This window comes from Flagellimonas sp., assembly GCF_965601775.1.
In the GTDB taxonomy this organism is placed as follows: domain Bacteria; phylum Bacteroidota; class Bacteroidia; order Flavobacteriales; family Flavobacteriaceae; genus Flagellimonas.
On record NZ_OZ271837.1, the window covers coordinates 1,933,729 to 1,955,668 of the forward strand.

General features: G+C 40.7%; 19 protein-coding genes. 10 read left to right on the forward strand and 9 right to left on the reverse strand.

Features of this window, described 5'->3' with window-relative positions; genetic code table 11:
- Positions 1-9: 9 nt before the first annotated feature.
- The 6 genes from ACSLUF_RS08935 to ACSLUF_RS08960 form a co-directional block, all read right to left on the reverse strand.
- The gene (locus ACSLUF_RS08935; protein ID WP_435625770.1) at positions 10-1,065 is read right to left on the reverse strand and encodes a type III polyketide synthase; all 1,056 of its coding nucleotides are present in this window, start codon (positions 1,063-1,065) and stop codon (positions 10-12) included.
- Positions 1,062-1,781, reverse strand: a complete 720-nt coding sequence (locus tag ACSLUF_RS08940; protein ID WP_435625771.1) for a methyltransferase domain-containing protein — start codon at positions 1,779-1,781, stop codon at positions 1,062-1,064. The genes ACSLUF_RS08935 and ACSLUF_RS08940 overlap by 4 nt, the downstream gene beginning before the upstream one ends.
- On the reverse strand, positions 1,778-2,923 hold the full coding sequence (locus tag ACSLUF_RS08945; RefSeq protein ID WP_435625772.1) for an NAD(P)/FAD-dependent oxidoreductase: 1,146 nt from the start codon (positions 2,921-2,923) through the stop codon (positions 1,778-1,780). The genes ACSLUF_RS08940 and ACSLUF_RS08945 overlap by 4 nt, the downstream gene beginning before the upstream one ends.
- 62 nt (positions 2,924-2,985) lie before the next feature.
- Complete coding sequence (locus ACSLUF_RS08950) at positions 2,986-3,675, reverse strand: OmpA family protein (RefSeq protein ID WP_435625773.1); 690 nt, start codon at positions 3,673-3,675, stop codon at positions 2,986-2,988.
- A gap of 3 nt (positions 3,676-3,678) precedes the next feature.
- A complete protein-coding gene (locus ACSLUF_RS08955) occupies positions 3,679-4,167 on the reverse strand; it encodes a lipocalin family protein (protein WP_435625774.1) in 489 nt (162 codons plus the stop codon).
- Positions 4,168-4,252: 85 nt separating this feature from the next.
- Entirely contained in the window at positions 4,253-6,229 is a 1,977-nt protein-coding gene (locus tag ACSLUF_RS08960; RefSeq protein WP_435625775.1) for an alpha-ketoacid dehydrogenase subunit alpha/beta, read from the reverse strand.
- 110 nt (positions 6,230-6,339) lie between these two features.
- Here ACSLUF_RS08960 and ACSLUF_RS08965 point away from each other — a divergent pair, with 110 nt between their 5' ends.
- From ACSLUF_RS08965 to ACSLUF_RS08990, 6 genes are all read left to right on the forward strand, one after another.
- A complete protein-coding gene (locus ACSLUF_RS08965) occupies positions 6,340-7,290 on the forward strand; it encodes an isopenicillin N synthase family dioxygenase (protein ID WP_435625776.1) in 951 nt (316 codons plus the stop codon).
- A 5-nt stretch (positions 7,291-7,295) separates the two neighbouring features.
- Complete coding sequence (locus ACSLUF_RS08970) at positions 7,296-7,622, forward strand: translation initiation factor (RefSeq protein WP_435625777.1); 327 nt, start codon at positions 7,296-7,298, stop codon at positions 7,620-7,622.
- A gap of 145 nt (positions 7,623-7,767) precedes the next feature.
- The gene (locus ACSLUF_RS08975) at positions 7,768-8,700 is read left to right on the forward strand and encodes a DUF1835 domain-containing protein (RefSeq protein WP_435625778.1); all 933 of its coding nucleotides are present in this window, start codon (positions 7,768-7,770) and stop codon (positions 8,698-8,700) included.
- Between the two features lies 1 nt (position 8,701).
- Positions 8,702-9,571 (forward strand): nucleoside phosphorylase, encoded by an 870-nt coding sequence (locus tag ACSLUF_RS08980; RefSeq protein ID WP_435625779.1) that lies wholly within the window; start codon positions 8,702-8,704, stop codon positions 9,569-9,571.
- 64 nt (positions 9,572-9,635) lie between these two features.
- Positions 9,636-11,675 carry a polyphosphate kinase 1 gene (gene ppk1 / locus ACSLUF_RS08985; protein WP_435625780.1) on the forward strand — a complete coding sequence of 680 codons (2,040 nt, stop codon included), beginning with the start codon at positions 9,636-9,638 and terminating at the stop codon, positions 11,673-11,675.
- Positions 11,662-12,510: a substrate-binding domain-containing protein gene (locus ACSLUF_RS08990; protein WP_435625781.1), complete on the forward strand. Its 849-nt coding sequence runs from the start codon at positions 11,662-11,664 to the stop codon at positions 12,508-12,510. Before ppk1 ends, ACSLUF_RS08990 begins: the two co-directional genes overlap by 14 nt.
- Here the strand turns inward: ACSLUF_RS08990 and ACSLUF_RS08995 are convergent.
- A complete protein-coding gene (locus ACSLUF_RS08995) occupies positions 12,507-12,911 on the reverse strand; it encodes a response regulator (RefSeq protein WP_435625782.1) in 405 nt (134 codons plus the stop codon). The two genes, ACSLUF_RS08990 and ACSLUF_RS08995, sit on opposite strands and share 4 nt — an antisense overlap.
- A gap of 84 nt (positions 12,912-12,995) precedes the next feature.
- Entirely contained in the window at positions 12,996-13,661 is a 666-nt protein-coding gene (locus ACSLUF_RS09000; RefSeq protein WP_435625783.1) for a uracil-DNA glycosylase, read from the reverse strand.
- Between the two features lie 86 nt (positions 13,662-13,747).
- Between ACSLUF_RS09000 and ACSLUF_RS09005 the strand changes: the two genes are divergently transcribed.
- The 4 genes from ACSLUF_RS09005 to ACSLUF_RS09020 are packed head-to-tail and all read left to right on the forward strand — an operon-like array spanning position 13,748 to position 19,756.
- Positions 13,748-14,800, forward strand: a complete 1,053-nt coding sequence (locus ACSLUF_RS09005) for a dipeptide epimerase (protein ID WP_435625784.1) — start codon at positions 13,748-13,750, stop codon at positions 14,798-14,800.
- Positions 14,801-15,832, forward strand: a complete 1,032-nt coding sequence (locus ACSLUF_RS09010; RefSeq protein WP_435625785.1) for a DUF1611 domain-containing protein — start codon at positions 14,801-14,803, stop codon at positions 15,830-15,832. It begins immediately after the preceding gene.
- A 26-nt stretch (positions 15,833-15,858) separates the two neighbouring features.
- A complete protein-coding gene (locus ACSLUF_RS09015; protein WP_435625786.1) occupies positions 15,859-17,526 on the forward strand; it encodes a formate--tetrahydrofolate ligase in 1,668 nt (555 codons plus the stop codon).
- A 58-nt stretch (positions 17,527-17,584) separates the two neighbouring features.
- Complete coding sequence (locus ACSLUF_RS09020) at positions 17,585-19,756, forward strand: endonuclease MutS2 (protein ID WP_435625787.1); 2,172 nt, start codon at positions 17,585-17,587, stop codon at positions 19,754-19,756.
- Between the two features lie 157 nt (positions 19,757-19,913).
- Here the strand turns inward: ACSLUF_RS09020 and ACSLUF_RS09025 are convergent, their stop codons facing one another.
- Positions 19,914-21,671: a hypothetical protein gene (locus tag ACSLUF_RS09025; RefSeq protein ID WP_435625788.1), complete on the reverse strand. Its 1,758-nt coding sequence runs from the start codon at positions 21,669-21,671 to the stop codon at positions 19,914-19,916.
- Between the last annotated feature and the right edge of the window lie 269 nt (positions 21,672-21,940).

Below are 21,940 nucleotides of genomic sequence, written 5' to 3' on the forward strand. Positions count from 1 at the left end.
TATGAAGTATTACCAGCGTAATAATACACGTTGAGCCGAGAAGCCAGGTCCGAAACTGAGAACCAATCCTTGTTTTCCTGCTTCATACGGCCGATTTAAAAACTGCTCCAGCACATATAGTACCGTTACACTGCTCATATTACCAAAATTTCGTAATACTTCTCGAGTTTCGTCAATGTTTTTGCCTAGCTCTCCAAATAAAGATTCAACGGTTTCCACTATTTTTCGACCCCCAGGGTGAAAAATCAAATAATCCACTTCTTCCATTTGGGTTCCGTGATTTTTGAGGAATGGATGAACAATATCAGGGAAGTGGGTGGAAATCATTTCAGGAACCGCAGGGTCAAGAATCATTTTAAGACCCGTATTGGTCAAGTCAAACCCCATCAAATGGGTGGCTTCCTTAAAGTGATACATTTCCTCACCAATTATCTCAGGACCTGAAATATCCTGTTCGGAAGACAGCAACGCACAAGCCGCACCATCGCCAAAGATGGCAGCACTTACCATATTGGCCATAGAAAAGTCGTTCAGTTGAAACGTTGCTGTTGGACTCTCAACAGCTACTACCGCTGCCCTTTTACCAGGATTGGAGCGCAAAAAATGTTTTGCATAAATGAGCCCAGAAACACCGGCAGCGCAACCCATTTCGGTCACTGGTAAACGGACAATATCTTGTTTGAAGCCTAACGCATTGGCCAAATAGGCATCTAAAGAGGGAATCATTATCCCTGTGCAGCTTACCGTAATGATATAATCTAATGAATCAGCCCCCCATCCGGCCTTGTCCAAAGCGAGTCGCAATACGTCTTGCCCGAGCTTCTTGACCTCACGTATGTAGATATCATTTTTTTCTTGGAAAGAAGTGGCTGTAAACACTTCTTCAATATCCATGATTCCATAACGTTTTTCAACCCCAGACCCTTCAAATATCTTTACCACCTTTCTACGAAAGCGTTCCTCTTGACCCGAAAGCCACATCTCTACAAAAGGCAGAATTTCCTTAGTGGTTCTACTATATTTTGGTAGCCGTTTCGCTACCTGTACAACTCGTACTTCACTCATCTATCGCTCGGTTGATTGATTTGCATTATCCATACATAGCGAAATGCCCATTTCCATTGAATTGTATGAAAAACATTCGGTATTTTTTTTGCCAGATTTTCCAGGTCTACCTTACGAAACCCTTTGCTAATGGAAATAAGGCCGTCCGTTTTTGCCACCTGGGTTCGGATAAAGAAAAAACTGAAAACCTTAAAGAGGTTATAGGATAGTCTGCTTCGTTGTAGGTCATTAATCACCACCCCTATTTTGGCAAGGGTAACAAACTGTTCTAAAAAGGCATCAATCCGTTCCTCCTCAAAGTGATGCATGGTTAAAGTATTAATTAAAATATCGCATGAAAAGGATGAATCGGCCTGAAGTATATCCATTTTCCTGTATTCAATTTGAGAAAAATCTCGACTTTCTTCACGAGCAATCAACAAAACATCATCTCGGAGGTCTATACCCATCATACTATGCGAAACCCCTTTTTTACTGAGAAAATCAGATAGTTTCCGAAGCATTGTACCATCACCACATCCCATATCCAAAATCGTATACGATTTATGTTTGTCTTTTTTAATCAATTTCCAAACCCCGTTTATGGTAATCGCATCACCGCCTAATAAATTATTGCATCTATTAATATCTTCATAAGCTTGCCTTAAGGTTGGCAACTCCATATTGGGGTCATCCATCAATTCATCGACTCTACTTCGAATTGAAAAATCCATCATTGCAAAATTGGTTTTCCATGAGTTCCAGCAATCACCCCAGCTAACATTTTTTTTGAGCCCGCTATGGTTGAAAGTACAAAATCAAACCAATTGGTATGCAGCATTAAACCTTGAAGTATTCTTCCTATTTTCAATCTTTTTTGAAACTCCTTTGTCCATGCCTTGTTATACTCCTTTTCCATGGTATTTCTAGAATAAAAATCCTTTTCAAGATACTTGTTGATGCACTCGGCAGCAATTTTTGCACTATGGATAGCCATAGCCATTCCGTTCCCACATAGTGGATGAATCAGACCTGCTGTATCCCCACACATTAGCATATGATTCTCTACAGGTTTCTTTTTATCGAATGAAATTTGTGCAATACTCAAAGGTTTTTTAAAAACTGGGGTGCCTGATTCCAAAAAATGGTCGAGAATTGGATTCATAGATAACACTTCGCTCTGAAATTCTTTCAGATTCCCGTATTTTTTAAAATCCTTGTATTTTGCTAGATAACAGAAATTGATTTGTCCATTTTCGGTTTTTGAAAGTCCTCCATAACCTCCCGGGAAAGTCTGCAAAGACACTAAATCATCTGGGAAATCGTAATTGCGGTAGTGACATTTGACTGCGAGCCACGCTGATTTTTTATTCATAAAGGACCGATTCAGCCTTTTGTCCATATTAGACCTTTTGCCAAAGGCTCCGATTACCACCTCTGCCACCAAGGATTCTTGACTCGAAAGGGTTAGCATAAATTTGTTATCGGTAAACTCTATATCTTGGACCGAATCGAATAGAAGCTCTACCCCACTCTTTTCTGCCAATTGATACAGCTCATAATCCAATACATACCTGCTTATTCCAAATCCGCCCAATGGAAGTTTGACCTCCGTGGATTTACCGGTATACGTGCCAAGTTGTAAAGTGGTTATTTCTACCGAGGTAAGTTTTTGGACTTCAAAGCCCAATTTTTGCAAATAGGGTCTTACTTCATTGGAAACATACTCACCACAAACCTTATGATGTGGATACCTGTTCTTTTCGATGATGAGTACTTGTTTTCCTCGCTGCGCCAAATCAATTGCCGCGGTCAATCCTGCCAATCCCCCTCCAATAATTACGACCTCATTCGTATTCACATATTGAAGATACATCATTCAAATAAAAATCCCGACCATTTGGCCGGGATTCAGGAAAACTTTTTAACTACGAATATTTCTTAGTTCGTGTTTTGATAGGCTTCTTCTTTTAACTCGTCACTGGCAACAATAGCCAACTCCACTCTACGATTTTTGGCTTTGCCTTCGGAAGTTTCATTCGTTGCTCGCGGTTGTGCCTCACCATACCATTTAGTGGTAAACCTACCTGCAGAAATTCCTTTGCTTACCAAATAGTTGGTAACTGATTCCGCTCTTTGTTTTGACAAGTTCATATTATAATCTTCTGGTCCTGCACTATCCGTGTGCCCTTCAACTAGAATAACAGATTTTGGATATTCCTTGAAAATTCCAGCCAACTTATCCAAAGTAGCGGCAGAGGTACCTTTTACATCCGATTTATTGGTGTCAAAGTAAACCCCGGCGTCTTCGTTGAAGGTCACATTGATTCCTTCTCCTACGCGTTTCACCTCTGCTCCAGGGATCTCCTCCTCGATACGCTCAGCTTGTCTATCCATACGGTTTCCGATGTATCCGCCAGCCGCACCACCAACTACGGCACCGATTATGGCTCCAAGAGCGGTGTTTCCTTTGCCTACATTGTTTCCAATAACACCCCCAATGACTGCTCCGCCAGAAGCACCTATTACTGCACCTTTTTGGGTGTTATTCGCATTTTGAATGGCATTACAGCTTAACATCAAGCTAATGGTCAGCACGTATACCGTGCCTTTGGTTATTATATTTTTCATGAGTTATTGTTTTTTAGAAAATTGATATACAATGGTAACCGGTTGTCCGTCCACAGAAACATTGGACCTCAAGGTCATGGCTTGTTCTGTAAGGCTACTTATATTTAGACGGTATCCAAATCCTCCGGAAATGTCTTTTCTTTTTTCATCGATGAATTTGAACTGAAGTTGACTACTGTAGTTCTGTGAAGGTTCCACAACCGACCACCTAAAGAAACGGTCCCCACCTTGACAAAGTGAACTTTGGGAAATGGTATATCGACCTGTACTATTATTGTCCCTAAAGAACCAATCACTTCCCTCAAAACAGATATCTTCGGCATCATTGAAGATTACGGATTTGAAAGTACCGGTATTGTTCTCATATGAAATATCATCAAGGGTCCAACTACCACTAAATAAATTTCTCTGGGTTCGGGCACTCTTGGAAACTGAACAGGACATTAGCAGCAGTCCAAATGCCGCGGCTAGTAAAAAAGCTTTTTTTGACATAAGATTAGAAGTTTTACAGTTGATATACGATTAGGACACACAAATTTGTCTTTTGTGTTGTTAAAAATTTGTTAAGTGTTTATTTTTAGTACTCATACAGTTCCACTAAAGCGTTTTCAAACCGTTGTTTGGGTAAGAAGTTCTCCTCCAAATTCTTGGCAAAAGGTACTGGGGTATCCAAACTACCTGCCCTTTTTACAGGTGCATCCAAAAACTCAAAGCAGTTTTCCATAACCATTGCTGAAATATCACTGGCTACCCCTCCAAAAAGGGTATCCTCCTGCAATACAATTAGCTTTCCTGTTTTTTTAACTGAGGTAAAAATGGATGAAACATCCAGAGGTTGAAGTGTTCGCAAATCTAAGACATCTGCCTTAATATTTGGATGCTTTTTCAGAATTTCCTTCGCCCAATGTACCCCTGCGCCATACGAAACCACGGTTAAGTCTTCACCCTCCTCTAAAAGAGAAGCCTTACCAAAAGGTAAGGTATAATAGTCCGAAGGAACATCTTGATAAACACTCCGATATAAACCTTTGTGCTCAAAAAACAATACCGGATTTGGGTCGTTGACCGCTGTGGCCAGTAAACCTTTGGCATCCGAAGGAAAAGCTGGGTATACCACTTTCAAACCCGGAACTTTGGTAAACCAAGCTTCATTGGTTTGGGAATGGAAGGGCCCGGCACCAACCCCACCACCACAAGGCATCCGAATTACAACATCGGCCTTTTCACCCCATCGGTAATGTACTTTAGCCAAATAGTTAACGATTGGATTAAACCCTGAGCTTACAAAATCTGCAAACTGCATCTCCACCACCGCCTTCATTCCATTGATGGATAGACCCATGGCCGCGGATACAATAGCAGATTCACAAATAGGCGTATTGCGTACACGGCTTTTGCCAAATTTTTTAGTGAATCCTTCAGTAATCTTAAACACACCTCCGTACTCCGCAATGTCCTGCCCCATGATGATAAGTTCATTGTACTTATCCATGGATTGTTCCAAACCTCGCGAAACCGCATCCACAAAGCGAATGTTTTCTGTTTTGTTTCCTGACTGGAAATCTTCATATAGAAAACTTTGGAACACCTCATTTTTTTCCTTTTCTGTATTTGCGGAAACTGCTTCTTCTTCAAAAGCTTTCTTCAAATGTTCTTCTATCTCAGTTGAAATAGCCGCTTTTAAGTCTTCATCTTCTTGGTCCGAAAGTATATTTTGGGTCTTTAAGTATTCTTCAAAATTGGCAATAGGGTCTTTCTTTGCCCACTTTTTCATTAATTTATCAGGAACATACTTTGTGCCGCTGGCTTCTTCATGTCCACGCATCCTAAAGGTTTTAAATTCTAATAGAACTGGACGTGGTCTCTTTCTAAGGGATTTGCATATTTCATTCACCTTGGTATACACCTCAGTGATATTGTTCCCATCAATAATTCGGGATTCCATTCCGTATCCCCTAGCCCTATCTGCAAGATGCTCACAATTATACTGTTCGTTGGTAGGCGTAGAAAGACCATATCCATTGTTCTCAATACAAAACAGCACAGGAAGACTCCAAACTGATGCCACATTCAAAGCTTCGTGAAAATCTCCTTCGCTGGTGGCGCCCTCACCTGTAAAGACAGCCGTTACCCGTTTCTTACGTCGAATCATATCAGCCAGTGCAATGCCATCAGCAACGCCCAACTGGGGGCCTAAATGTGATATCATTCCAACGATTTTATGCTCCTGACTCCCAAAATGAAAACTTCTGTCCCTTCCTTGGGTAAAACCACTTTGCTTCCCTTGCCATTGTGCAAAAAGACGGTATAACGGAATATCTCTGGTGGTAAAAACCCCCAAATTTCTATGCATGGGAAGAATGTATTCCTCCTTTTTTAAAGCCATGGTCACCCCCACTGAAATGGCTTCCTGACCTATACCACTAAACCATTTGGATATCTTTCCTTGCCGCAGAAGAATGAGCATTTTTTCTTCTATCATTCTGGGCTTCAGCATTCCTTGGTATAAATCAATCAAGATTTGATTATCCAAATGCTTCGTATGGTATCGCATAGTGGGAATTTTACAGCGATTAAAAGTACTAAAATGACTTATGTTCCGGTAAATTCTGTTTAACCTTTATGGTAATTCCGTATTTTTGATGTTACTAAAAATGTATCGTTATGAGTGCAATTCCCAGCGTTGACCTTCGAGATTTCGTTTCCGATAATCCCGCTCGAAAGGAAAAGTTTATCAAAGAAATTGGTGCGGCATTTGAAAATATCGGTTTTGTAGCTCTTAGCGGGCACTTTTTAGAGGATGAACTCGTAAACAAACTCTATGGTGAAATCAAAGATTTTTTCCATCAACCGCAAGAGGTAAAGGACAAATATGAAATAGCGGGCATAGGTGGGCAACGAGGGTATACTTCCTTCGGGAAAGAGCATGCCAAAGGAAAAAAAGAAGGCGACCTCAAAGAGTTTTGGCATTTTGGGCAATATGTTGAAGATGATTCAAAACTTGAAGAAGAGTATCCGGATAATGTATTCGTGGAAGAGCTACCCGATTTTAATACGGTTGGGAAAGAAACCTATCAAAAATTAGAAAAGACCGCCAAATATGTATTGCGCGCTTTAGCACTTCATTTGGATTTGGAAGAAACCTATTTTGACCAATGGATAAAAAATGGAAATTCCATATTGAGACCAATTCATTATCCTCCCATCACAGAGGAGCCTAAAAATGCAGTACGAGCAGCTGCCCACGGTGATATCAACTTGATAACTTTGTTAATGGGTGCCCACGGTAAAGGCCTTCAAGTCCAGAACCATGAGGGTGAATGGGTGGACGCCATTGCTCGACCAGACCAGCTCATGATCAATGTGGGTGACATGCTTTCCAGGCTGACCAACAATAAATTGAAATCTACGATCCATCAGGTAGTGAACCCTCCAAAGGAGTTATGGGGCACTTCCAGGTATTCGATTCCGTTCTTCATGCACCCCGTGAGCGAGATGCCCTTAAACTGTTTGGAAAATTGTATCGATGATAAGCATCCTAAAGGTTTTGAGGATACTACAGCGGGAGAATATCTCAATGAGAGATTAATTGAACTAGGCTTGGTAAAGAAATAAGAACCATGGACCTCCAAGACCAGTTAAAAAACTTATTTCCCGATCATACTCCGGAAGAAACCGACAATACGAAAGAGGAATCCCCCTATTGGCTTCAAGAAGAACCCTTGTTGTGCAAGTATGAAAAGCGGAAGGGGAAGCCTGTCACCATAATTGATGGGTATAATGGTGCAGATGCTGATTTTAAAAAACTGACGAAGGACCTCAAGTCCATGTTAAGCGTTGGAGGAAGTTTTAAAAATGATTCCATAATCATTCAAGGTGACTACCGAGATAAGATTATGGAGTTTCTAAAGTCCAATGGGTTTTCCGTAAAACGGGTTGGTGGTTGATTAAGGGTTTTTCATTTACATGGGGGTATTCTTGGAAACTTGTTAAAATTCACCCTTGAAAACCAAGCTTTTAGGAAAAAATTTTTGAGTCTTTCGTTTTAATCTTACATTTAAAAACTCTAACCGACGAAAACTAAAACTGAAAATGAATTCACTGTTGCACATAACCAACGGGGACAGTTTTACCTCTAGATTAAAAACACTTGACCTTAAGGGAGATATCATAACATGGCGCGAAATGCTCTGCGAGGGAAAAACCCTATGCAATGTTGGGAGTGAGTCCTTTTGGAAAACCCGATTTGAGTTCCTAAATAAAAACTACAAAGTCTCGAAATCGTGGTTTGTAGAAAAGACGCTAAAAGAATACCGTTCACTTTGTAATCATAAGCAACAGGACCAAATTGTACTCTGGTTTGAGTATGATTTGTTTTGTCAAATTAACATGTTGGCAGTGATAAGTTGGTTAAAAACCCACAGAAGACACGCCGATATTTCTTTGGTATGCAGTGGCAAGGAAGATGAAAGCGACAAGTTGTATGGATTGAATGAGATTAGTGACGAGAAATTGCTCTCCCTTTACCAGAATCGCATAAGTCTTACCCAAGACGATATTGAATTTGCGGATTATGTTTGGCAGCTTTACTGTAGTGATAATCCCATGCGACTGGAAAATGTAATTAACCACAATGCATTTCAGTTCGAATACCTTTCTGATGCCTTAAAGGCACATTTGAAGCGTTATCCGACTATCAAAAATGGATTGAACTCGCTTGAAAACAAGGTTTTGACCACTATTGCGCATGAAAATTTGGATTCCAAAGAAGAGCTTCTTAGGTCGCTTCTAAGCAATCAAGGTGTTTATGGTTTTGGAGACACCCAGTACAATCGAATTATTTCATCCCTTCGTCCATTGATAAGTTCTTTCAATCCTATTAAATTGACAAAAAAAGGTAAGGAGGTATTGAACAACAAAATAAACTATTATTCTCAAATACGTGATAATCAGCAATATTTGGGAGGTTCCTTAAAGTATAACTTCTTATATAATTCTACAACAGATAGAATTCTAAAGCTCTAAAATGACGCTTGGAGAATCAGAATTAATTCTGAATCCCGATGGTAGTATTTACCACTTGAATTTACTTCCTGATGATATTTCGGATACCATAATCACCGTAGGTGACCCTGAACGTGTAAAATCTGTATCCAAATACTTTGATTCCATTGAAATTAAAAAAGAACGTAGGGAATTCTATACGCACACCGGTTTTTGTAAAAACAAAAAGCTTACTGTAATTTCAACAGGAATCGGAACTGATAACATTGATATAGTTTTCAATGAATTGGATGCCCTGGCAAACATCGATTTCAAAACACGTAGGATAAAGGAAAACAAAACACGGTTAAATTTTATACGCATCGGTACTTCTGGTGCAATTCAGGCTGACATACCAGTGGATTCGTTTCTTTTAAGCAGCACAGCAATTGGCCTTGAAGGCCTTTTACACTTTTACGATTCTGAACATGTTAGAGATTTGAATTTGGAAAGTGAACTTGCGTCCCAGTTAAGATGGGAGAAGTTCGGAATACATCCCTATGCCGTTAGTTACGATGAAAAACTTGCCAATACGATTGTATCAACTGATATACGATTGGGTATAACCGTAACAAATTCTGGTTTTTATGGTCCACAAGGAAGAACTTTGCGTGTCCCACCTAAAATCAAAGACTTTAATACTAAACTTGCCAACTTTTCATTTGAAAACCGGTTGATTACTAATTTGGAGATGGAAACTGCCGGCATATACGGGTTAGCAAAACTAAATGGACATCGCGCGGTTTCTTTAAATGCTATCCTGGCTAATCGGATAACTGGTGAGTTTTCCTCAAATGGTTTTAAAACTGTGGATAGGTTGATTAAATATACTCTGGATAAACTGGTAAGCTAAGACAGCTTAACGTTACCTTTAAATAAGGTCACTTCTCTTTCCATAATTTTAGAAAAACTTCGTTATGAACAAAAGATCCTTGAAAAATAGGGATGTCAACTGGCTATACTTTAATGAAAGGGTTTTATTGGAAGCTGCCAATCCAACTACACCCTTGCTGGAGCGAATAAAGTTCCTTGCGATTTTTTCTTCTAATCTCGATGAATATTTCAAAGTTCGGGTATCTCAACTTCGACAACTAAAGTCGGTTGATAAAAAACTTAGAAAAAAACTGATTGCCAAACCCAACAAAACGCTAAAGTTCATTTTAAAAAAGGTAGATGAACAACAAAATAGATTTGGCGAAATCATTCAAGACACTTTGGAAAGCCTAAAGCAAGTAGGGGTTGTTCTTAAGAAAATACAAGAAGTAAATCGTCAGGAGCGCGAATTTTTAGCGAACTGGTTTAAAGAAATTGCTGCCGACTGTACCATACTTCAGGTTAAACAGCCAAAAGATTTCGAGGATGGCAAAATCTATCTTATCGCACAACTATCTAATACAGCTTTTGAAATCATAAAAGTTCCTACGGATTTGTACCCAAGGTTTATTGAAATTCCAGGGGAAAACTATCAGTATGTCTTTTTGGAAGATGTAATCAAACTCAACCTAAATCAGCTTTTCCCAAATCAAGAAATTCAAGGTTGTTTTGCCATTAAAATGTCTAGGGACGCGGAGTTATACCTAGAGGATGACTATACGGATACCGATTTGGTGGATGTTATCTACAAATCCCTAGTAAAACGTAATTCCGGACAACCTACCCGTTTACTGTATGACCAAAATATGCCTGAATCCTTGAAGACCGCTATAAAGGAACAATTGGATTTGGACGATGTGGACTTGGTACCTGGCGGTGAACACCATAACTATTCCGATTTTTTTGGTTTTCCTAATCCAATTGAGGATAACGAACTGTCTTACGAGAAAAAAGTACCTCTTCCACACCCCATACTGTCCAATAGCAAGACCCTGTTCCAAACTATTCTTGAAAAAGACCAATTAATTCATTTTCCATATCAGGAATTTAGCATGGTGGAACAATTTATCCAATCAGCCGCCACTGATGAGCAGGTCACCCGAATAAAAATGTCACTTTACCGTATAGCCAAAACATCGGTACTGTCTGACGCTATACTACTTGCCCTTAAAAACAAAAAGGAAGTAGTTCTTTTTGTGGAAGCTCAAGCTCGATTTGATGAAGAAAACAACATCAAATGGGGACGTATTTTTGAAGAGCAAGGTGCTAAGGTTTTTTTCAGCGTTCCACAAATCAAAGTGCATTCCAAAATATTGCTGGTAGAACGCGAAGATGAGTTAGGTTTACAGCGATTTGCCTATATCGGAACAGGGAACTTTAATGCAAAAACCGCCAAGCTCTATTGTGACCATGGACTATTTACTGCCCACAAAAAGATTACCGCAGATCTAGCCCAGGTCTTTGGAGTGTTGGAAAGAAAACTGATAGTTCCCAAATTGAAGCATCTTTTAGTCTCACCCTTCACAACCAGAAACACCCTGCTGGAACTCATCGAAAATGAAATCGAAAATGCGAAAGAAGGGAAAAAGGCCAAAATCACACTCAAAATGAACAGTTTGGAAGATTCCAAGATGATTAAGGCATTGTACAAGGCTAGTGAATCCGGAGTTCAAATTAGGTTGTTGGTGCGGGGTTTTTGTTGTTTAATTCCTCCCTCGGAAGAATCCTTAGGTGAAAAAGAACAACCTATTTACATCACAAGTATTGTGGACCGCTATTTGGAACATGGTAGAATCTATCTATTTGAAAATGGGGGTGAGGAAAAAATGTATATGGGTTCTGCAGATTGGATGACCAGGAATCTAGACCGGCGAATTGAAGTACTTACACCAATCTTGGATGAAAATGTTTTTCAAGAACTGAAAGATATTTTATACATTCAATTGAGCGATAACGTCAAGGCTAGAGTTTTGGATGCTGAAGACAGTAATCGAAGGGTTCAAAAGCAAAAAGATGAACCGGATATTCGCTCTCAATATGCTATTTATGATTATTTGCAAGCCAAGTTAAATGAAGACCGTTAGAATCATTGGAGTTACTGAACACTTTAACCTCCCGTGGCACTTAGCCATAGAAGAAGGGGCTTTCGAAGAAAGAGGCATTGATTTGGTTTGGACCGATATTCCCGAAGGAACCGGAAAAATGTCAGAGATGCTACAGCAAAATGAAACCGACCTCGCTATTATTCTCACCGAAGGAATTATTAAGAGCATTTCAAATGGTAATCCCGTAAAAATTGTACAAGAGTATGTTTCTTCCCCCTTGCTTTGGGGAATTCATGTAAGACAGGACAGCCCTCATGAAAGCATATCGGATTTGGAAAAAGAAGAGATAGCCATCAGCAGAATGGGAAGTGGAAGTCATTTGATGGCCACAGTACATGCCAAAAAGAAAGGATGGGACATCGATTCCCTTCAATTCAAGATTATAAATAACCTAGACGGTGCATTGGAGAATTTTGATAAAGGTTCCGATGCTTACTTTATGTGGGAACATTTCACCACCAAACCTTGGGTAGACAATGGAACTTTGAAGCGTCTTGGTGATTTTCCAACGCCTTGGCCCTGTTTCGTAATCGCTGCAACCCAAACATTCATTACTCAAAGTGGTAGCTTACTAAACCATATTTTGGAAGTAATCAATACATATACGCTTGAGTTCAAATCCATTCCCAGTATAGACCGTACCCTAGCGAACAGATATGGACAAAAACTGGAGGATATAAGAAGTTGGCTATCCAAAACCAGATGGGGGCAAAATCAATTACGACAAGAAACGGTGGATGAGGTGCAAATCCAATTGAAACATCTAAATCAAATTGAAGAGGTAATGCCTGCAAGTAACTTCTTGCTTGATTAAGAAAAATGCTTTTTGATTATTTCCTTGAATTTTAAATCAGAAAGCGGTTTCTGTGCTGTGTCGGTAACATTCGGATTTGCCAATGCCATTTCTGTGGTTTCCTTCGTATCCAAAGCAGTAAGCATGACAACCACGACATTTTTTTTGAATTCAGTATCAAATTGCTTTCCGTAGGCATCCAAAAACTCCCAACCATTCATTATGGGCATATTGGTATCGAGAATGAGCAAGCAGGGCATTTCCTCTGGATTGCTTTCGTGCTCCAAAAAGTCAATGGCTTCCTTTCCGTTGCTGGCAATGTTTACGGGGAGGCCATCATCCAATTGATTAAGGAAAAATCTGTTTAAAAAGTTTGTAGTCTCATCGTCATCGACAAGAAGTACCGACTTCAGTCTTTTCAACGTACGGGGTTTTGCGTGTATTACTATTAATGTAATAAACGTACGAAATATCTTATTATTTTAACAGTTTTACTGATAGTTTATTCACCAAGTTATTAACGGTTTTCCCATTTTGGATAGTAAGGTATTTGTTTTGCTAAAATGCTTATTTCCAAACCATAAACCACGGTTTGCACTGAGTGGGGAAGGGTGTCCTGAAGTAAGTATATGATGTTTTGAGGTATCTATTAAAGTTGATTTTTTCTTCGCAAAACCGCCCCAAAGAAGAAAAACCAGTCCCTCGGAATAGGTTGAAAGAGTACGAATTGCGGCATCTGTAAATTGCTCCCACCCCTTATTTTGATGACTTCCAGCGTGATGCGCTCTAACGGTTAGCGTAGCATTAAGTAGCAAAACCCCTTGGTTGGCCCAACGTTCCAAATCTCCACTTTTTGGGTAAGGAGTACCGACATCCACCTTGATTTCCTTAAAAATGTTGACCAAAGATGGTGGATGGGGAACGCCATCTTTCACCGAAAAGCAAAGTCCATTCGCCTGGTTTGGCCCATGATAAGGGTCTTGTCCAATAATAACCACTTTGGTTTCATAAAAAGGAGAATGGTCGAAGGCAGCAAAAATGTCTTTCCCCTTGGGGTAGCATGTATTTTGTCTATACTCCTGCTTTACAAACTCAATTAATAGCTTAAAGTAGGGCTTTTCAAACTCAGGCTGAAGTTTGGTTTTCCAACTCGGTTCAATACGTACGTTCATGGTATGAAAATAGTTAAAAAAACTTGTGGGCCATCTTTTTGAAACCACTTGCAAAACCAATATTTTAGAGAATCCAAAAGAGTCGCATGTCAGAAAAACGGGTTGATTTCAAAATAACTTATCTGAAGAAAAAGTTCCCTCTGCGCATAAGTAGGGGGATTCGGGACGGTCAGCATAATTTATACGTATCGGTCAAGGAAGGTAACTTAGTTGGATGGGGTGAAACTTCTCCGGGATTATCTGAAGGTGCTGAAACTCCTGAAATAGCCCAATCAGAAGTGGAAAGGCTATTAAGTCAGCAAAACAATCTGGATGCTCCCCATGAGACTTATGATACAGCAATAGAATTGGGAATTGCACCCTGCGCTTTGGCTGCTTTGGATATGGCCCTCTGGGATTTGAAGGCCAAAAAAGCGAATATGCCCCTTTATCAACTTCTAGGATTTGCAAAGCCGAAGCACCCCACTTCCATCACTTTGGGAATTATGTCTCCAGAAGAAGCAAGGGAACGTCTTCCGCTAATCTTGGAAAATGAGGGTATCCGAACCCTAAAAGTCAAATTAGGCAGTAACGAGGGTATAGAAGCGGATAAGGCCATGTACCAAGAGGTATTGGAATACCATAAAAAATATCCTATTTCCATTCGAGTCGATGCCAATGGTGGATGGAATGTGGAAGAAGCCCAAGAAATGATGAAATGGCTCGCAGAAAGACAGTGTGAATATGTAGAGCAACCACTTGAAGAAGGACAAGAGATGAATTTTCCTTTCTTATTCAAAAACAGACCTTTACCGATTTTTGTTGATGAATCCTGTCGCTTTGCAACAGATATTCCAAAATGGGCGGACTCCGTTGACGGTGTCAACATGAAGTTAATGAAGTGTGGTGGTATAACAGGAGCCTTGCGAATTATAGAAACGGCAAAAGCCTTTGGTTTGAAAACAATGATTGGTTGCATGGGAGAATCGTCTATATCCATTGCCGCCGGTGCTGCTGTTTCGGGAGCTTTGGACCATATCGATTTGGATTCCCATTTAAATCTCAATCCTGACCCTTGCGAAGGAGCGCCTTTAATTAATCAAATAACCATGCCTACGGAAGCTCCTGGACATGGTGGAAAATTCAAATCTGAAACTTAGATGTTCGATATTCAGCAAAAGCTATGCATTTATATGGAAGGCGCTCTAGATAATGATTCCGGGAAAATGGGCTTCGGGCTTATGCGCTTTTCCAAACATCCCATTGTTTGTGTAATTGATTCCAAATTTACTGGCAAAACTGTTGAAGAAGCGGTTGGCTTACCCTACTCTATCCCTGTAGTGTCCACTGTAAAAGAAGCTATAGACAAGGGTAGTGAAATCATGGTATTGGGTATAGCCCCTAGCGGTGGTAAATTCCCTGATTCATGGGACCAACCTGTTACCTTTGCCTTAAAGCACGGTCTTTCGCTGATAAATGGATTACACGATGATTTAAATGCTCGATTTGGTCATTTTTTGAAAACCAATAGGATTTGGGATGTCCGGAAACCCAAACCTTCCTACCCTATAGCAACCGGAAAGGCGGCAAAATTAGATAACCAGAGAATCCTGATGATTGGTACAGATATGGCTTCTGGCAAAATGACAGCTGGTTTAGAATTATATGCGGAACTACTTAACCGGAAAACCAATGTGGGTTTTGTACCAACTGGACAAATTGGAATTACCTTAATGGGAAATGGGATTCCGTTGGATGCCATCAAAGTGGACCAGGCAGCAGGTGCGGTGGAAGAAGCGGTTCTTCAGCAAAGTGACAAAGGTATTGTAATAGTAGAAGGACAAGGCTCATTGGCCCATCCTGGGAGTACCGCTACCCTTCCTTTGATTCGTGGATCTCAACCAACCCATTTCATACTTTGCCACAAAGCTGCGAATGACCATTTACGATTCCCAGTATCTCATGTACCTATTCCACCTCTGGACGAATTCATCAAACTCAATGAAAATGTTGCCAAAGTTTGTGGCTCGCAAAATTCCAGTAAAACCCTTGGGATAGCTTTAAACACTATTGGCCTTTCAGAAAAAGAGGCAAAAGAGAAGGTTACAGCGGTAGAAAAACTTACTGGACTGCCCACCACCGATGTCGTTCGTTTCGGAACTGAAAAATTGATTACTGCCATTCTTCAATAAACCATATTAGCCAAAAGCCACAAACCATGACCGATTTAGAAATTGCCAAAAAAGTCCAATTAAAACACATCACTGAAATTGCAGAGAAATTTGGTGTTGCCCAAGATGAGATTGAGATGTATGGTAAACACAAGGCGAAACTTCCTCTAAAAGCCATTAATAGAGAAAAAGCTTCCAAAAGTAATTTGGTCTTGGTTTCAGCCATTTCACCCACTCCAGCCGGAGAAGGTAAGACCACCATGTCCATTGGACTATCCGAAGGTTTAAATCGATTGGGCAAAAAAACTACAGTGGTTTTACGGGAACCTTCACTAGGCCCTGTATTCGGGATTAAAGGCGGTGCCACCGGAGGGGGGTATTCCCAAGTCCTTCCCATGGAGGACATCAATCTTCATTTCACCGGGGATTTCTCCGCTATAGAAAAAGCCCATAACCTTTTAGCGGCACTCATTGACAATAACCTGCAAAGTAAAACCAATTCGCTGCGCATCGATGCCAGAACAGTTAGCTGGAAACGTGTAGTAGATGTAAATGACAGAGCACTACGTAATGTGATTGTCGGATTGGGTGGTACTACTTCCGGAGTGCCCAGGGAAACAGGTTTCGATATTACAGCAGCTTCGGAAATCATGGCTATTCTTTGTCTAGCCGATGATTTAAGTGATTTAAAAAGAAGATTGGGTAACATTTTTGTGGGCTATACGTATGACAAGGAACCTATCTATGCCAAAGACCTAAAGGCCCAAGGCGCGATGACCGCTCTTTTAAAGGATGCCATCAAACCAAATCTGGTTCAGACCATTGAAGGGAATCCGGCTATTATACATGGGGGTCCTTTTGCCAATATCGCTCAAGGAACGAATTCGGTTATCGCCACCTTGATGGGCATGTCACATTCTGAATATACTGTGACAGAAGCAGGCTTTGGTTTTGACTTGGGTGCGGAGAAATTCTTCGATATTAAATGCCAAAGTGCTGGCTTATCCCCGAAGGCGGTAGTGCTCACAACAACCATTCGCGCTCTTAAGTACCATGGTGGTGCTGATTTAAAATCCTTGACGGAGCCAAATGTCGAAGCACTCCAAAAGGGCTTGCCCAATCTCGAAAAGCATCTGGAAAACATTGCAAAATTCAATATCACTCCGGTAATCTCTATAAATAGATTTTTAACTGATACCGAAGCGGAAATTGAAGTCATCCAAAAATTTGCTGAATCAAATGGAGTTCGGGTGGCTTTGGCAGAAGTCTGGGCAAAAGGGGGTGAAGGTGCCTTGGAGTTAGCCCAACATGTGGTGGATATTATTGAATCGGACACTTCTAATTTTAAACCACTATACTCTTGGGAACTGTCCATTACCACTAAGATTGAAACCATTGCCAAGGAAATTTATGGGGCCGAGCATGTGGACTATACTGCAAAAGCCAAGGCCCACCTGAGGAAGATTTCGGATCTGGGGTTAGACGGATTACCGGTCTGCGTGGCAAAAACCCAAAAATCGTTATCAGACAACCCAAAGTTACTGGGAAGGCCAAAAGATTTTATAATCACGGTACGAGAAATTGAAATTGCAGCCGGGGCAGGTTTTGTGATTCCAATTACAGGAAACATTATGCGCATGCCCGGATTACCGGCTCACCCAGCTTCGGAAGGAATGGATATTACTGACGATGGTGAAATTACAGGGTTGTTCTGATACTCTTGGTTTTTGGCTACGTCCCAAAATCCTATCTTTGCGCTGCTAGAAAAAGAAAATGCAGCAAATACATCCCAAAACGTTACAAGATTTAGAATTTCCCACGGTGCTGGAGCAGGTTTCAGCACGCTGTAATACGGAGATGGGAAAAGAAGCTGCACTTCAAATTGAACCCTTCTTTATTCAAGAGGTTTTGTTGGACGAATTGGGCAGGACTTCTGAATATCTTGCCTCATTTTCTAATGAAAACCGCATTCCAAACCATGGTTTTGACCCCATCAATGGCGAATTGCGACTACTTTCTATTGAAAATACCACTTTGGAGATATCAGGATTCCGAAGGATTTCAGGTATATGTAGCACGCTAAGTATCCATAAAAAGTTCTTCAAAAAATTCAAGGAGTATTATCCTCTCTTATTTGAGTTATCTGAAAAGTTTGAGGAAAACAAATCCATTCCCGAAGAGGTTGGCCATGTTATCGACAAATTTGGAGAGATTCGTGACTCGGCCTCAGTAGAGTTAAAGCATATTCGTCATCAAATCAATCAGGTGCGAGGCAAAATCAACCAGAGTTTTGGAATGGCCATGCAACGGTATCAAGCTTCAGATTTTTTGGATGAGATAAGGGAATCGGTAGTAGAAAACCGGAGGGTTCTTGCCGTTAAGGCCATGCATCGGCGAAAAGTAAAGGGCACGGTCATGGGTTCTTCCAAAACGGGAAGTATCGTGTATATCATTCCAGAGGCCACATTGTCCTATACACGCGAACTGAACAATTTGGAATATGATGAAAAAGAAGAGATTCAAAGAATCTTGAATGAATTGACCAGCTTTATTCGTCCTTATCAAGAATTACTCAAAGGATATCAAGACTATCTCATTTCAATAGATCTAACCGCTGCAAAAGCCAAGTATGGGGAAGAAATGAATGCGATATTGCCAGAAATCAATCAAGATAGACAGCTATATCTTCGAGATGCCTACCATCCACTACTTTACCTTTCCAATAAGTTGAAGAAGGAAAAGACTTGGCCCCAGACTATTGAACTCCATCCTGAGAACAGAATTATTGTGATATCGGGACCCAATGCTGGAGGAAAAAGTATCACATTGAAAACCATTGGTTTGTTGCAGGTGATGCTTCAATCCGGCTTTTTGATTCCGGTTCATGAACGCAGTTCTGTTGCATTTTTTGATAGAATATTGACCGATATTGGGGACAATCAATCTATTGAAAATCACTTAAGCACCTATAGTTATAGGCTTAAGAATATGAATGCCTTCTTAAAGAAGTGCAACGATAAAACCCTTTTCTTGATTGATGAATTTGGTACGGGTTCTGACCCTGAATTGGGTGGTGCCCTGGCGGAGGCATTTTTGGAGGTCTTTTATGAACGGGAAGCCTATGGGGTGATTACTACGCACTATGCAAATTTGAAGGCATTGGCTAATGAGCTACCTCATGCCACCAATGCCAATATGCGATTCAATTCAAAAACGCTGGAACCCACCTTTCAATTGGTTTTAGGGGAGGCAGGAAGCTCCTTTACCTTTGAGGTAGCCCAAAAAAATGGGATTCCCTACAACCTTATCAATAAAGCAAAGAAAAAGATTGAGCGTGGCAAGGTCCGCTTCGATGCCACCATTGCCAAATTGCAAAAGGAGCGGAATAAAATGGCCCAAACCGGTTCACGACTACAAGAGGAAGAAGTAAAAGCTCGAGAGGAAGCGGAGAAGTTGGAAAAACTGAATACCAAAATCAAAACGAAGCTAGAAAACTACCAAGAGCTGTATGACCACAGCCAGCGCATGATACAATTGGGCAATAAGGTCAACACTGCAGCGGAACGCTATTTTATCGACAACAAAAAAAGACCTTTGATTTCTGAATTGCTTCGCATCGTAGAAACGGAAAACAGTAAGCGGAAGAAAACGACTGCCAAGCAAGCCAAAGCGAAGCAAGCACAACAAAAACAGGTCGCCCAAGAGCTTGAAAAAAAGATTGTCAAGGTTCGCCAAGAAAAGAAAATAGAACAAAAGAAAGCCGAGAAAGCTGAAAAGAACAAACCCAGACCCGTTTTTAAAATTGGAGACCGGGTTCGTATGTTTGATGGTAAGGCCGTGGGTAGCATAGACACCTTGGAAAAAGGAAAAGCTGTGGTGAACTATGGTATGTTTACTACCAACGTAAGTGTGGATCAACTAGAACTTGTAGAAGCGAAGAAATGACCTTCTTCAATTTACAATGAACAATGTTCAATTAGCAGTATTTACTGTAGTGATTAATCATTGTTAATTGTTAAATGCACATTGAATATTGTTGATAAAATAACAGCCGGCATCAAGTTGTTGAACCCAACCTGAGCGGCCGACTGCGTATTATGGATTAATTGCAACTGGCATCCGATTCCACGGCGTTGCTCTCAACTTCAATGGCATTCTCAAATTCCGCTACCCCTCTTAAGGTCATCACAATAAAAGTGTCACCTATCTCGGTAATTGTCCCAGTAATCCCCCCGAAAAATGCCTGAGTCGCCAGTTCTTGTCCGGAAATTATGGTTCCATTAGGGTCGGTACCCGTAAGCTTCACTTCTTGCACGTATGGAATGGTGATGTTTTCATAGGTCTGCACAGCATCATAAACCTGAGTCTGTTTTCCTGGGGGTACATTAACGGTTCTACTGCTTGTAAATTCCTGTTGCTCGGTTGTACTGGTTCCCTCTGATATGGTGTTTTGCTCGCTGATAGACTTGGAATAATTAAAGGACTGCTCCGCTCTTCCTGTGACGGAACCTCCGTTCCCGAAGAATGATACCTCGGCTGTCGCCTCCACGGCCACACTGGTCTCTCCTCCAAAAGAGCTGACCACCTCCACGGATTCTTCCCAAGAATTACTGAAGGTCAACTGCTCGGTGACACTCAATTGAAACGTCTGGGATTGTGTTTCAGAGGTGCAATTGGTAAGGGTGGTATTTACCTCAAAGCCATTTTTAACGGAAGGAAGTATCGGTTCACCATACCAAGTGGCAATATCTTCCAATTCGTATTGTATTTGCGTGGACACAATTCTAAAGTTTTGTCCTTCAAAACTAGCAGCGCTGGCGAAAGTAGTCACAAATGTGTCATAGGTAACGACCACAACGGTATTTTCCTCGAGCCGTTGATAAAATTCATGGGCATGGCCAGTGGTATAGTTCAATAATTTATATTGGTTGCCCTCCTTGCTTATTCTGAATTTGAATTCATTTCCCAAGGATGAAACATTGTTGGTGCGAGTTACATTGGAAATCAATATTTCTGTATCCCCAGCGCCTGGCAATTCGCCTAAGGTTACAGACTGGATATATTTATTGCTCTCCCTAGACACAATCGAATATACATTTTCCTCTCCTTGATGGGGTTGGAAATAGAATTGTTGTGAGTTGTCTGCATCCAAAAACTGAGCATTTTGTTTCAAGGTAGGGGTATCCACTTGGTATTTGCCATAGATTAGGGGTATTAATAGAGCTTCAGTTGGATCACTGAAAGCCAATCCATCTTGGGTATCCAAGGCATCCGTTGTGAGGCTTCCATCATCACCAACGAATTGGAAAAAATAGGGAATGTCAGGATTCAAAGAGACTACATCATTAAGGTCCTCAACCGAAATGGCGGATAAACCCACATTATTTCCATTTTCTTTAAAGAGTACTTTTTCTATCGTTTGTGAATACAGTTCGCTATCTGAAGTATCCAAAAGATCAAACTTCAGATCTATGCCTGCCCGGAGTGCCGATTCCATTTCATCGGAAATATCCTCGACTGCAAATTTAAGTTGGGCCGTATTATATAATCTGTCCACTGTCAGTACTTGCTCTTCAAAGAAGCTCGTGTTGGTTGGGGTTACACGAACTTTTTCTACGGGTTGCCCTTTTTTGAAATGTTCCCTGGCATCAATGTTAATACCTATTTCACCTGTAAACGTTACCAGGTCATCTTCATTGACACCCCCGTCTGTTTCGTCAAAATCACCAGAAGGGTCAGGATTCGAGCCTGGGGGATTTGGAGTATCAACCGTGGGTTCCTCTTTGCTACATCCTGCTGCAGCAATGAGCAAGACCATCATCAAAGCCGTGATTGCCTTGAATGTTCCTTTTGCTTTCATAATTTCTTGGTTTTTAGGATTCAACACCTCAAAACTAGAAGCAGGACATGCCCAATCCTAATTTTATCCATGGACAAAGTATGGACAAGTAGCATGGATAGACCACAAAAAGCACATGGACATGGCTTTTTGTGGCATAAATTTAAAGTTTTGAGAAGCCTAGTAAAATCAAAGGTTTTCAAAGGATAGCCACCAATGTTTAGACTGAAGATTCATAGACTTTTTATGGACAAGTCTCTTTTGCTTTCTAGAATCGGGTGTTTTGACAA